Annotated in this window: 11 protein-coding genes, 1 other RNA gene and 1 pseudogene; 1 reads left to right on the plus strand and 12 read right to left on the minus strand. The window is 70.5% G+C overall.

The window, feature by feature from the left end; translation table 11 throughout:
- Positions 1 to 8 precede the first annotated feature (8 nt).
- From dacB to ftsE, 9 genes and pseudogenes are all read right to left on the minus strand, one after another.
- Positions 9 to 1605, minus strand: a pseudogene (gene dacB, locus ACGFW6_RS41920) (D-alanyl-D-alanine carboxypeptidase/D-alanyl-D-alanine-endopeptidase).
- Between the two features lie 49 nt (positions 1606 to 1654).
- Complete coding sequence (locus tag ACGFW6_RS41925) at positions 1655 to 2638, minus strand: alpha/beta hydrolase family esterase (protein ID WP_393522091.1); 984 nt, start codon at positions 2636 to 2638, stop codon at positions 1655 to 1657.
- A gap of 77 nt (positions 2639 to 2715) precedes the next feature.
- Complete coding sequence (locus ACGFW6_RS41930) at positions 2716 to 3273, minus strand: hypothetical protein (protein WP_393522093.1); 558 nt, start codon at positions 3271 to 3273, stop codon at positions 2716 to 2718.
- On the minus strand, positions 3270 to 4286 hold the full coding sequence (locus ACGFW6_RS41935) for a DUF4232 domain-containing protein (RefSeq protein WP_393522095.1): 1017 nt from the start codon (positions 4284 to 4286) through the stop codon (positions 3270 to 3272). Before ACGFW6_RS41935 ends, ACGFW6_RS41930 begins: the two co-directional genes overlap by 4 nt.
- Before the next feature lie 170 nt (positions 4287 to 4456).
- Positions 4457 to 4825: a transfer-messenger RNA gene (ssrA, locus tag ACGFW6_RS41940) on the minus strand.
- A 111-nt stretch (positions 4826 to 4936) separates the two neighbouring features.
- Entirely contained in the window at positions 4937 to 5479 is a 543-nt protein-coding gene (gene smpB / locus ACGFW6_RS41945) for an SsrA-binding protein SmpB (RefSeq protein WP_393522182.1), read from the minus strand.
- Positions 5480 to 5538: 59 nt separating this feature from the next.
- Positions 5539 to 6705: a S41 family peptidase gene (locus tag ACGFW6_RS41950; protein WP_393522097.1), complete on the minus strand. Its 1167-nt coding sequence runs from the start codon at positions 6703 to 6705 to the stop codon at positions 5539 to 5541.
- A gap of 68 nt (positions 6706 to 6773) precedes the next feature.
- Positions 6774 to 7691, minus strand: a complete 918-nt coding sequence (gene ftsX, locus ACGFW6_RS41955) for a permease-like cell division protein FtsX (protein ID WP_393522099.1) — start codon at positions 7689 to 7691, stop codon at positions 6774 to 6776.
- Positions 7692 to 7727: 36 nt separating this feature from the next.
- Positions 7728 to 8417 carry a cell division ATP-binding protein FtsE gene (gene ftsE, locus ACGFW6_RS41960; protein WP_030952755.1) on the minus strand — a complete coding sequence of 230 codons (690 nt, stop codon included), beginning with the start codon at positions 8415 to 8417 and terminating at the stop codon, positions 7728 to 7730.
- A gap of 304 nt (positions 8418 to 8721) precedes the next feature.
- Between ftsE and ACGFW6_RS41965 the strand changes: the two genes are divergently transcribed.
- Complete coding sequence (locus ACGFW6_RS41965; protein WP_393522101.1) at positions 8722 to 8913, plus strand: hypothetical protein; 192 nt, start codon at positions 8722 to 8724, stop codon at positions 8911 to 8913.
- A gap of 106 nt (positions 8914 to 9019) precedes the next feature.
- On the opposite strand, the gene ACGFW6_RS41970 is transcribed toward ACGFW6_RS41965, so the two are convergent.
- From ACGFW6_RS41970 to ACGFW6_RS41980, 3 genes are all read right to left on the minus strand, one after another.
- On the minus strand, positions 9020 to 9646 hold the full coding sequence (locus ACGFW6_RS41970; RefSeq protein ID WP_393522103.1) for an LPXTG cell wall anchor domain-containing protein: 627 nt from the start codon (positions 9644 to 9646) through the stop codon (positions 9020 to 9022).
- Between the two features lie 294 nt (positions 9647 to 9940).
- Positions 9941 to 11044, minus strand: a complete 1104-nt coding sequence (gene prfB / locus ACGFW6_RS41975) for a peptide chain release factor 2 (RefSeq protein WP_030952750.1) — start codon at positions 11042 to 11044, stop codon at positions 9941 to 9943.
- A 170-nt stretch (positions 11045 to 11214) separates the two neighbouring features.
- Complete coding sequence (locus ACGFW6_RS41980) at positions 11215 to 12456, minus strand: serine/threonine-protein kinase (protein ID WP_393522105.1); 1242 nt, start codon at positions 12454 to 12456, stop codon at positions 11215 to 11217.
- Between the last annotated feature and the right edge of the window lie 153 nt (positions 12457 to 12609).

Here is a 12609-nt window from a genome sequence, read left to right on the forward strand (position 1 = left end):
CGGTGAGATCAGCACATGTCCGGCTTGCGCCAGCTGCACTCGACGTCGGTGTCCGCCCCGCCCTCACGTGCCGGCGCCGGCTCCGGCTGGGACGCCTGCGCCGTCGACCGGGCCAGCGTCACCACGATCGCGTCCTCCAGCGGCTTCACGGACGAGGCCAGGTAGTTGTTGAGGACGATGCCGTAGACGAGTTCGCGTCCTCCGGCGTCGGTGACGTACCCGGACAGGGCCGAAGCGCCCGTCAGCGAACCGGTCTTCGCACGGGCGTTGAGCGCGGCGGGGGTGCCGCACATCCGTGAGCAGGGTGCCCCCGACGAACCGGTCCGGGGCGCAGGCGACGGGCAGGGAGCGGTGCCAGTCGGCGTACCAGGGCTCGGAGCGCACGGCGAGGAGCAGCCGCACGAGCTGTCCGGCCGTGAAGTTGTCCATCCGGGAGAGCCCGGAGCCGTCGACCTGGCGCAGCTTGCCGCTGTCGACGCCGACGCCCTTGAGGTAGCCGCCGATCGCCGCGAGTCCGGCGTCCCAGCTCCCCTCCCCCGAGACCTGGTGGCCCATGGCCTTGGTGAGGATCTCGGCGTGCATGTTGTTGGACAGCTTCATGAAGGGGACGAGCAGGTCCTTCAGCGGCATGGAGTCGTGCGTGGCCAGCCGCCGCGCGGTCGCGGGCGTCGCGAGTCCGGTCCGGGTGGGCCCGGTGACCTTGACGCCGTGCTCCGCGAGCGCGTCCCGGAAGACGGCGGCGGCGTATCCGGTGGGCTCCCACACGGTCACCCATTCCTTGGCGCCGGCGCCGCCCACGGGTGTCGTACCGCTGACGACGACGGTGTTCGTTCCGTGCTCCCGCTCGACGGTCAGGTCGTCGGGCCCGCCGGCGGCGACGGTGGTGGCGTCCACCTCGATGTCGACGTAGTCGGTGTCGGGCGTGACGGTGACGACGGGCGCGTCCCCGGCCGCCGCCCCCGGCCGGACCGTCACGATCACGGTGCCGGTGTCGTAGTCGGTGTCCGGCGCCACGCCCAGGGCGCTGATCTGCGCGGAGTAGTAGGAGGACTCGTCGTCGGCGGCCCAGGAACGGCCCAGCCGCCGGTCGTCGAAGCGGGTGTCGTCGGCGACCAGCCGCCCCTCGACCCGGGTGATCCCGGCCGCCGCGATCCGCTCGGCGAGCGTGTCGTAGTCACCGGCGAGCAGGGTGGGGTCCCCGGTGCCGCGCAGATAGAGATCGCCCTTGAGGCGGGAGCCGTGCTGCCGCCCGGTGGCGAGGACGTCCGTGCCGAACCGGTGGTCGGGTCCGAGGATCTCCATCGCGGCGGCCGAGGTGGCGAGCTTGGTGTTGGAGGCCGGCATCAGCCGGGTGGACGGCAGGTGCTGGTAGAGGAGTTCACCGCTGCGCGCGTCGGCGATCACGACGCTCGCCACGCCGCCCTCCATCCGCGGGTCGCCGAGGATCGTGTCGACGGCCTCGGGCAGGCCGGTCCGGTCGGAGTCCGCACCGGCCTGCGCGCCCGGCCCCAGGACGGCGGCGGCGAGCGCCACGGCGAGAGGCCAGGTCCACAGTCTGCTACGGGAGTCAAGGCGTCTCCCGGATTCGCTCACGGGTCTGCTCATGCCTCAGCAGCATCCCGGAGAACCGTCCGCGGCGACAGAGCACCTCGGCTCAGCCCAGCCCCCAGGCCCGCCCCATCCGGTACGCGCCGCACAGATTCACGTCGAGGACGTACGCCCCGGCGGTTCCGCACTGCTCGCTCCCGCTGCCCGGATCGACGGGCTGGCCGTGCCCCATCCCGGTGATGCTGTACGTCTCCACGACCGCGCGGCCGGCCGCGTCCCGGAAGACCTGGTGCGGATATCCGGCGACCGTGTCGCTCACGTCGGCGGTCTGGTCGGTGCCGTGCACATCGGTCCACTGCCGCATCAGGTCGGTCATGTTGACCGGCTTCACGGTGTAGTCGGCCGTGCCCTGGAAGGCGACCAGCGTGGGCCAGGGCCCGCTGTGACCGGGCCGGGCGGCGCGCACCCGGTCGCCCCACTGCTTCGCGGTCTGCGTCGCGCCGACGTACATGCACACGTACGGCGACCCGGCGGCCTGCGCGCACCCGTAGGGCAGCCCCGCCGCGATCCCGCCGGACGCGAACTTCTCCGGGTACGCCGCCATCATCACGGCGGTCATCGCGCCCCCGGCGGACAGCCCGGTGACATACACGCGGGAGGTGTCGCCGGAGGTGTCGGCGAGCTGCCGGTCGACCATCTGGGCGACGGACGCTGCCTCGCCCTGGCCGCGCGCGATGTCGCCGCTCTGGAACCAGTTGAAGCAGGACGAGGCGTTGTTGGCGGTCTGCTGCTGCGGCAGGACGACGGAGAAGCCCCAGCGGTCGGCGAGCTGGAGCCATCCGCTGCCGGTGCCGTAGCCGGCGGCGTTCTGCGTGCAGCCGTGCAGCGCGACGACCACGGGGCGGCCGGCGGGCAGCCCGTCGGGGACGTACCGGAACATGCGCAGGGCACCGGGGTTGGTCCCGAACCCGGTCACCTCCTGGAGGGAGGCGGCCGAGGCGCGGCCCGGGGTGAGGAAGGCGGCGAGCAGGGCGACGAGCAGGGTCGCCAGGAGGGGGACATGACGGCTTGCGGCTCTGGTCGGTGTCATGCGCAGGGACCGTAGAAGCGTGAACGACCCTTCGATATGGCGTGGGGCACCACAACGGGCGGGCCCGCCATGGTTGTTCAGCCTGTGCTCGGTCTGCGGAACTGCCGGACCAGCGCCTTCGGATCCCGCGCGATCTGCCACAGTCCGACGGTGAGCAGCACCAGGCTGACGACGAAGCAGACCCAGAAGACGAACTGGGCGCCCGTCGCCAGGTCATGGGTGCCGCCGCTCTCGTAACGGCAGTACGCCTGCGGGGGAAACGCCTCGGAGACACCGACGCCGCCGTGGTACATGGAGCACGGGTCCTCGCCGGGGTCCTTCAGGGTGTCGTCCGCGGTGACGACCAGCAGCCATGCCAGCGCCGCCGCCGGGACCGTCCCGAACACCGTCAGCCTCGCCCAGAGCGGCAGCCGGGGATGGGCCAGGAGCCCGTTCAGCGCCACGAGGACGACGAGGAACACCACGCCGACCACGACCGCGACGGCGGCCCGGTCGAACACCACGTCCAGGAGCCACATCACCCCCACCACCGGGGGCGCGGTCAGGACGACGACCTTGATCCCGGCCGGGATGCGGGGCAGGGCGAGCAGATACAGCGCTGCCGCGCATCCCAGGACGACGAGGAACCCGGTCACGGTCGCGGGGTGCCGGTGGCGGCATCCCGGTACGTCTCGTCCCGCTCCCACGGCCCGACGCCCAGCTTGCCCGTCGTGCCGAGGTCGAATTCCGGGACGACCGTCACCGGGTCCGCGCCGGGCTTCGCCCGCACGCGCGCGTACGGCGCGTTCACCGCGGCGCCGAAGCCGGTGGTGTTGCGCCACGCGAGCGAGGCCACCGCGGCCTCACCGGGACGCAGTACGACGGGTCGCGGGCTGTCACCGCCCCGCAGGCCGGTGCTGATCCGGTCGGTCCCGTGGAGGATCCGTACCCCGTCGACGGGGTCGTGGTCCTCGTCGAGCAGTTCCAGCTCCGGGTAGCCGTCGACCCGGTAGGGCCGGGTTCCGCAGTTGACGAGATGCAGTCCGACGGCACGCAGCCCCATCGCCGCGTCCCCGCGGTCGGCGTACACCCGCACACCGGAGGCCGGGCAGGGCCCCGCGTCGGAGGACGTCTCGGCGGCCGGAACGCTGCGCACCTCGATCACGTCGACGCCCGTCACGTCGGGTGCCTGTACGGCCGGTTCCCGCAGGGCCACGGCCGCCTTGACGGTCCGTCCGGGCCCGACCGACTCGACCGTCCTCTCGACGTTGTCGACCGCGCCGCCGGACGCCGAGAGGAACCCGACGGTGACCGTGTAAGTGACGGCCTCCGTCCCCTGGTTGGTGACCTCGAACTCGGCGCTGTAGTCGGCCGCGCAGCCGCTGCCCTCCCCCCAGGCGTACAGCCCGGTGACCCGGACGCCGGACTCACCCGTGGCGGCGGGCGACGGCAGGGGCAGCGGGGAAGGTGTGCCGGAGGGCGGGTCGGCGGGCGGCGGTGGGCTGCCGTACTGCTGGACGTCCGACGGGCACAGCGCCTCGGACCTGACGCCTCCGGCATCGCCGGCCCGCGCCCCCGCGTCCTCCTGCGAGGCGCTCTGCGAGCCGCACGCGGCGAGCAGCAGGAGTCCGGCGACGGCGGCGGGAACGCTCTGTAAGGCTCTCGGCATCCGCCCACCTCACCAAGGGACCGCTCCCACGGCTGTGGCGGAACCCACACCTCCGGTCACAGCAGTGTCACAGATCACTCCGGCCCCTCAGGTCGCATGGCAAAGGCCCCGCCGCTCGAAAGCGACGGGGCCTTTGCCCACATGGGTGAGGAGGTCCGGAAACCTCCCGATCGTGGAGATGGCGGGAATCGAACCCGCGTCCAACGGTGCAGAATCAGGGCTTCTCCGTGTGCAGTTCGCTGCGATTTTCTCGGCCCCGGCGATCACGCGAACAAGTCGCCGACGGGCCCAGTCACTGTTTGGTTTCCCTCTTCACCCCGTGACCGGGATCAAGGTTTAGTTCCCTAGCTGATGCCAGGATCCGGGTCGGGAACAGCCCCGGGCTGACACTTCGCAAGTCGCTACTTAGGCAGCGAGGGCGAAGGAATCGCGCTTGGTATTGGCGATTATTTTTTGCGACATATGGTTTACGAGATCATTGCCGCTTCCTCGACACGCTTCCCCTGCTTCGACAGCCGCTGTCGAAACCGATCATCCCCATGTTGTTTTTTCAATCCTCCGGAGACCGGAGGGGCGCGCACCCTCTGTGAGGTGCAGTGCCATCGTACGTGACCAACGCAGCACGATGCCAGCGCATTCCCGGCGACCGCCTACTGGCCCCGCTGCCTGCGCTTCGCCGCCGCGATCGCGCGGTCCGACTCCCGCCGGTCCTGCTTCTCACGCAGGGTCTGGCGCTTGTCGTACTCCTTCTTGCCTCGCGCGAGAGCGATCTCGGCCTTGGCCCTGCCGTCCTTGAAGTACAGGGCGAGGGGCACGATCGTGTGACCCGTCTCCTGGGACTTCGCCTCCAGCTTGTCGATCTCCTCGCGGTGCAGCAGGAGCTTGCGCTTGCGGCGCGCGGAGTGGTTGGTCCAGCTGCCCTGGTGGTACTCCGGGATGTGGGCGTTGTGCAGCCACGCCTCGCCCCCGTCGATCTGGACGAAGCCGTCGGTCAGCGACGTCCGGCCCTCGCGCAGCGACTTGACCTCGGTGCCCATCAGCACCAGGCCCGCCTCGTACGTGTCGATGATCGCGTAGTCGTGCCGGGCCTTCTTGTTCTGGGCGACGATCTTGCGCTTGCCGCCCTTCTCGCCGTCCCGGCCCTTCGTGGCGGCGCCGCCCTGCTTGGGCTGGGACTCCTTGGGTACGTACATTCCCTTGCTCATAGTGCCGTCCATTTTCGCACTACGCAGGGGGTGCGGGGAAAGCCGATTTACGACTCTCCGAGACCGCTGAGGACCGTCTGGGCCCGCTCCAGGACACCGCGGTCCGCCTCCAGGTCGGGAGTGATGCCCCGTCCGTCGACGGCCCGCCCGGAAGGGGTGCGGTAGTGGCCGACGGTCAGCTCGGCGACGGAGCCGTCGGGCAGCCGGCTCGGCATCTGGACCGATCCCTTGCCGAAGGTACGGCTGCCCACGACGACCGCGCGGCCGCGGTCCTGCAGGGCTCCGGTGAGCAGCTCGGCGGCGCTCATGGTGCCGCCGTCGACGAGCGCCACCAGCGGCCGGCCGGTGTCGCCACCGGGCTCCGCGTGCAGGGCGCGCTGGTCGCCGTCGACGTCGTAGGTGGCGACGAGGCCGCCGTCGAGGAAGGCGGAGGCGGCGGTGACGGCCTCGGTGACCAGGCCGCCGGAGTTGCCCCGCAGGTCCAGGACGATGCCGGAGGAGGCCGGGACGCGGCGTACGGCCTCTCGGACCGCGGCGCCGGCGCCCTTGGTGAAGGAGGCGATCCGGATGACGGTGATGCCGCCGGGGAGTTGCCGGGCGGTGACCGGGTCGACGGACAGCCGGGCGCGTCGCAGCGTGAGGTCCCACGCGCGTGTGCCGCGCTCCATGCCCACCTTCACCGGCGTGCCGGCGGGCGCGTCGGTGGCGTCACCCCGGAGTAAAGAGACGACCTCGGTGACCGGACGCCCGTCGACCTTCGCCCCGTCGACGCTGCGCAGCAGGTCGCCCACGCGGATCCCGGCGGTGGCGGCGGGCGAGCCCGCCCGCACCTTCGTCACCTCGATACGGCCGTCGCGCTCGCGCCGCGCCCACAGCCCGACGCCGGTGTACGCGCCGTCGAGGGCCTCCTCGAACTCCTCGTACTCCCCCTGGGAGTAGACGGCGCCCCAGCGGTCCCCGCTGCGGCTCACCGCGCGTTCGGCGGCCTCCATGGGGGACTTGCCGGCGGCCATGGCCCTGGCGGCCGCCTCGGTGACGTCCTCGTGGCGGTCCGCGGAGGCGGCCGAACGGGAGGCACCGGCCGGGGATTTCCGGTCAGGGCCGGGCAGCGAGCCGGTCGCGGCACCGGCGGCGAGCACGCTCGCGAAGACCAATGTCAGGGCGGCCCCGCGGCCGAAGCGGCGGGGCTGACAGAACAGGTCACGACCTGACATGCCGGTGAGTCTAGGACAACGCGAAGGGGCCGTACGGCGCCTTGCCCGTACGGCCCCCTTGGCGTTGGTCACACCTTCAGGTACTTGCGCAGCGCGAAGAACGCCGCCAACGCCGGCATCAGCAGGCTCGTCGCGAGGATGAGCGGCAGCTTCGTCAACACCGCGTCCCAGCCGATGAAGTTGATCAGGTTCAGCTTCTCGGACAGAGCCAGGCCGTGGTCGATGATGAAGTACCGGGCGACCACCAGGAAGCCACAGGCGACCGTGCCGCCGATGAGCCCGGCGACGGCGGCCTCCATGATGAACGGCGCCTGGATGTAGAAGCCCGAGGCGCCGACCAGGCGCATGATGCCGGTCTCGCGCCGCCGGCTGAAGGCCGAGACCCGCACGGTGTTCACGATCAGCATCAGCGCGACCACGAGCATCAGCGCCATCACCGCCCGCGCGGCCCAGTTCATGCCGTTCAGCAGCCCGAAGAGGTTGTCCAGGATGCCCTTCTGGTCCTGCACGGACTGCACGCCGTCGCGCCCGTCGAAGGCGGTCGCGATGACCGTGTACTTCTCCGGGTCCTTCAGCTTGATCCGGTACGACTCCTGCATCTGGTCCGGCGTCAGCGAGGCGGCCAGCGGCGAGTCGCCGAACTGCTCCTTGTAGTGCTTGTAGGCCTGGTCCTGCGACTCGTACGTCACCTTCTCGACGACCGTCATCTTGTCCAGGTCGGCGAGGATCTCCTTCTTCTGGTCCTCGGTGACCGCGCCCTTGGCGCAGTTGGGGTCGGACTCGGCGTCGCTCTTGTTGCAGAGGAACACCGAGACGTTGACCTTGTCGTACCAGTAGCCCTTCATCGTGTTGACCTGGTCGCTCATCAGGAGCGACCCGCCGAACAGGGCGAGCGACAGGGCTACGGAGACGATGACGGCGAAGGTCATCGTCAGATTGCGGCGGAGACCGACACCGATCTCGGACAGTACGAACTGGGCGCGCATGGCGTCTCTTTCAGGCCTTTCCGTGGACGGGTCGGGTCAGTGCTGGTAGCCGTAGACGCCGCGTGCCTGGTCGCGGACGAGGCGGCCCTTCTCCAGCTCGATGACGCGCTTGCGCATCTGGTCCACGATGTTCTGATCGTGCGTGGCCATCACGACCGTCGTACCCGTCCGGTTGATCCGGTCGAGCAGCTTCATGATGCCGACGGAGGTCTGCGGGTCGAGGTTGCCGGTGGGCTCGTCGCAGATGAGCAGCTTGGGCCGGTTGACGAAGGCACGGGCGATGGCCACGCGCTGCTGCTCACCACCCGACAGCTCGCCGGGCATCCGGTCCTCCTTGCCGCCGAGCCCGACGAGGTCGAGCACCTGCGGTACGGACTTGCGGATCTCGCCGCGCGACTTGCCGATGACCTCCTGGGCGAAGGCGACGTTCTCGCCGACCGTCTTGTTCGGAAGGAGCCGGAAGTCCTGGAACACCGTCCCCAGCTGGCGGCGCATCTGCGGCACCTTCCAGTTGGAGAGGCGCGCGAGGTCCTTGCCCAGGATGTGCACCTGTCCATGGCTGGCCCGCTCCTCGCGGAGGATCAGCCGCAGGAAGGTGGACTTTCCGGAGCCGGAGGACCCCACGAGGAACACGAACTCGCCCTTCTCCACTTCCAGGGACACATCCCTGAGTGCGGGGCGGGTCTGCTTGGGGTAGACCTTGGAGACGTTGTCGAATCGGATCACGGATGCACCACGGGTAGCCGGGGGTAGATGAGCGTGACCATACGCGAACCGGGGGTGGGGGCGCAGTCGCCGGAAGGGGTTGCGTAAGGGTTGTGCCCATTTATGCCGGATCAGGTGATGCCCTGAAAGGGGCGCGGGGAACTGCGCGACCCGCCACATGGCGCCCGCAGCCGCGAGACAATGACAACCACCCCTCCGAGGGCGCCCGCGCCCTTTGCAGGGGAACCTGGCATGGTGGAAGGGGGAACGTTCTCGGGGCTGAACCCGTTGAACCCCCCGGAGGGACTCGCAAGGAGGGTGGCGCATGACGTACGACCGGCTGGTGTGCGCGAACTGTGCCGCGCCCGTGAGTGAGGGCCGCTGCCCCGTGTGCAGGGCGAATCGCGAGCGGCTTCAGCAGCAGAACCCGTTGGCGGGCCTGAACCCGATGACGCTGATCGCCCTGCTGGCGGTACTGATCGCCGCGGTGGCCCTGCTGGCGCACCAGACCGCATAGGGCCGCACGCACCGTACGCGGACATGACGAGGGGCCCGGAGCGAAACACGCTCCGGGCCCCTCGGCCGTACGACGTCCGTCACACGGCGCAGACGTTCGGCTACCGTCAGGCAGCCGCACCGCCACGGCCGCCGGCCAGACGCGGCAGCACACGGAAGCCGATGCCACCGGCGATCATGGTGGCGGCGCCGACCAGCAGGAACGTGGTCTGCGCGGCACCCGTCTCGGCGAGCTCGTCGCCGCCGCCCTGGGCGGAGGTGCTGGCGCCGGTGCCGGTGCTGTCGGTGCCGGTCTCGGTCAGGGAGGAGGAACCCTCCTCCTGGGTGGAGGCTCCACCGTCGGGGTCGGTGTTGTTGCCCCCGCCGTTGTTGCCGTTCTCGTTGCCGTTGCCGTTCCCGTTACCGTTGCCGTTCCCATTGCCGTTCCCGTTGCCCGGGTCGGACGGCTCCGTGGTCGGGTCCTCGGTGGGCTCCTGCGGCTCCGTCGGCTCCTCGGTGGGCTCCGTCGGGTCCGTGGGCTCCTCGGTCGGGATGTCCGTAGGAATGTCCGTCGGGATGTCGGTCGGTTCCTCGGTGGGCGGGTCGGTCGGGTCGTCGTCGCCGATGCAGAGGCCGAGGATGCAGTCCTCAGCCTCCGCGGCGGAAGCGGCACCCGCAGCGGTCAGCGAGGCGCCGGCCGCGATCACGGCACCGGCAGCGAGGCGCGCGATACGGATCCGCGTCTTCTTCGTCATCTGGTTGCTACCCCCAGTAGCTGAATCGTCAGTGAGACAGCGCTCAGGGGCCGGCCGTGATCGACGGAGGTAGCAGAACAAGAGCCCCCCGGTTCACATGCGCCCCAGAGATACGCATGCCACGCTTTACCCTTCCCATTTTTCAAGTCTTCGTCAAGGCCGTTGCGCGCGCGATGTCCAAGTACGGGCTCTTTGCCAGGGGTTGGAACCTGTGAGTGTGATGTAAAACCCAGACATGCAGGAACAGAAAAGGCAACTACCGCCGTCCCAGCGGTAGTTGCCTTGTCGACAAACTTACTTCTCCTGCTGCTTGCGCCAGCGAATTCCGGCTTCCAGGAATCCGTCGATCTCACCGTTGAAAACAGCCTCGGGGTTACCGACTTCGAACTCCGTGCGCAGATCCTTGACCATCTGGTACGGGTGCAGGACGTACGAACGCATCTGGTTGCCCCAGGAGCTGCCGCCGTCCTTGAGGGCGTCCATCTTGGCCCGCTCCTCCTGGCGCTGCCGCTCCAGCAGCTTCGCCTGGAGGACGTTCATGGCGGTCGCCTTGTTCTGGATCTGCGACCGCTCGTTCTGGCAGGAGACGACGATGCCGGTCGGAAGGTGGGTCAGCCGCACCGCGGAGTCGGTGGTGTTGACGCCCTGGCCGCCGGGCCCGGACGACCGGTACACGTCCACGCGCAGCTCGGACTCGTCGATCTCGATGTGGTCGGTCTGCTCGACCACGGGAAGGATCTCTACGCCGGCGAAGGAGGTCTGGCGGCGGCCCTGGTTGTCGAAGGGCGAGATGCGCACGAGGCGGTGGGTGCCCTGCTCGACCGAGAGGGTGCCGTAGGCGTACGGCACCTGCACGGCGAAGGTGGTCGACTTGATGCCGGCCTCTTCGGCGTACGACGTCTCGTAGACCTCGGTCTTGTAGCCCTTCTGCTCCGCCCAGCGCAGGTACATCCGCTGCAGCTTCTCGGCGAAGTCGGCGGCGTCGACGCCGCCCGCCTCGGCGCGGATGTTGACGAGCGCCTCACGGGCGTCGTACTCACCGCTGAGCAGCGTGCGGACCTCCATCTCGTCCAGCGCCTTGCGGACGGCCGTGAGCTCGGACTCGGCCTCGGCACGGGTGTCCGGGTCGTCCTCCTCCTCGGCCATCTCGAAGAGCACGGCGAGATCGTCGATCCGCCCCCGCAGTGCCTCGGCCTTCCTGACCTCGGCCTGGAGGTGGCTCAGCTTGCTGGTGATCTTCTGCGCCTCGTCCGGGTTGTCCCACAGGGACGGCGCGGCCGCCTGCTCCTCGAGCACGGCGATGTCTGCCCTCAGCTTGTCGAGGTCCAGAACGGCCTCGATCGACTCCATGGTCGAGGAGAGGGACTTGAGCTCTTCGGATACATCGACGACTGCCACGCCTCCAGCGTAACGGCTCCGCCAAGCGGCGAGGTCCGAGTGCTGTCGGCACGAGGTCACCCGGGGTCCCGGCACACGTACCAGGGGGCTCCGCCCCCTGGACCCCGGCCGGCCCCGAAGGGCCTTGTCCTCAAACGCCGGACGGGCTGAAACGGGGCCGCCGACGAAGGCTAGGGCGTCGCCGGGGCCGTGTTGTTCGTGTCCTGGGGAGTCGCGCCGGCGTCGTCCTCCGAGGTGGCCAGCCAGGCACCGACACCGGCCGCCGCGGCCAGCACCACCGCGGCCGCCCCCAGGGCCACCCGGCGCCGCCGCGCCGCCACCCGGTGACGGGCCGAACCCGGACGCGGGGCGCCCGCCGCCCTCGGCACCCGGGCCGTGCCGCGCGCGCCGCCGGCCAGCTCGTCGGGCGCCGGCACCCTCATCGACGTGTGCGTGTCCCGGTTGGAGTCCGCGGGCTTCGCGCCCGGCACCAGCGGCACCGCGCCCCGCCGCCGGACCCGCTCGCTCTGCGGGGCGGCCTCCTCGGCGGCCGGCGCCTCGTCCTCGTCCGGTTCCGCGTCGGGCTCGTCCACGTCCAGCGGCGGCATCCCGGCGACCAGCGGCAGCAGCTCCCGCAGCCGCGTGGCGAGCTCCGAGGCCCGCAGCCGGGAGGCCGGCGCCTTCGCGAGGCACTGCACAATCAACTGCCACAGCTCGTCGGGGATGCCGGGCAGCGGCGCCACCGTCTCGGTGACATGGCGGCGCAGCACGGCGCCCGGGTGGCCGCCGCCGAACGGCGTGAAGCCCGCCAGCAGCTCGTACAGGACGGTGGCGAGTGCGTAGATGTCGACGGCGGCGCGGGGCGGGAGGCCCTCGACGATCTCCGGTGCCAGGTAGTCCGGCGTGCCGATGATCTTCGTCGCGCGGGTGCGGCGGGGCGAGTCGATGAGTTTCGCCACACCGAAGTCGGTCAGCAGAGCGGGGTGGGAGCCGCCCGGGCCGAGCGGACCCTGCATGTCCAGCAGGACGTTCTCCGGCTTGACGTCCCGGTGCACGACGCCGGCCGCGTGTGCCGCCGCCAGCCCGTCCGCGACGTCCGCGACGATCGCCACCGCCGCCTCGGGCGCGAGCCGCCGGTCCCGGTCGAGCCGGGTGCGCAGGTCGGTGCCGCGGACCAGGTCCATGACGAGCGCCAGGTCGTTGCCGTCGACCACCAGGTCGCGCACGGAGACCACGTTCGGGTGCTCCAGGCCGAGCAGCGCAGTGCGCTCCTGCACGAAGCGTCCGACGAGTTCCTGGTCGGACGCGAGATCCTCGCGCAGCAGCTTGACGGCGACGGGCCCCTCGGGTCCCTCGCCCAGCCACACCGTGCCGGCGCTGCCCCGCCCCAGGATCTGGTTGGCGGTGTACCGGCTGCCGATCTTCCGTGCCAAGACTGCTCCTACCGACGCGTTGTGTCGCTGCTGCGTCATTCCGGGGGACGGCCCCCGGACTCCCAGCCGACAATCCCGGGAACCCCGGTCGACAAAACTACGCGCACGACAGGCCAACCTTCACCGCGGAGGCGGAAATCACCCGCCAGATGT

This window comes from Streptomyces sp. Y7, from assembly GCF_043195415.1.
GTDB lineage: Bacteria > Actinomycetota > Actinomycetes > Streptomycetales > Streptomycetaceae > Streptomyces.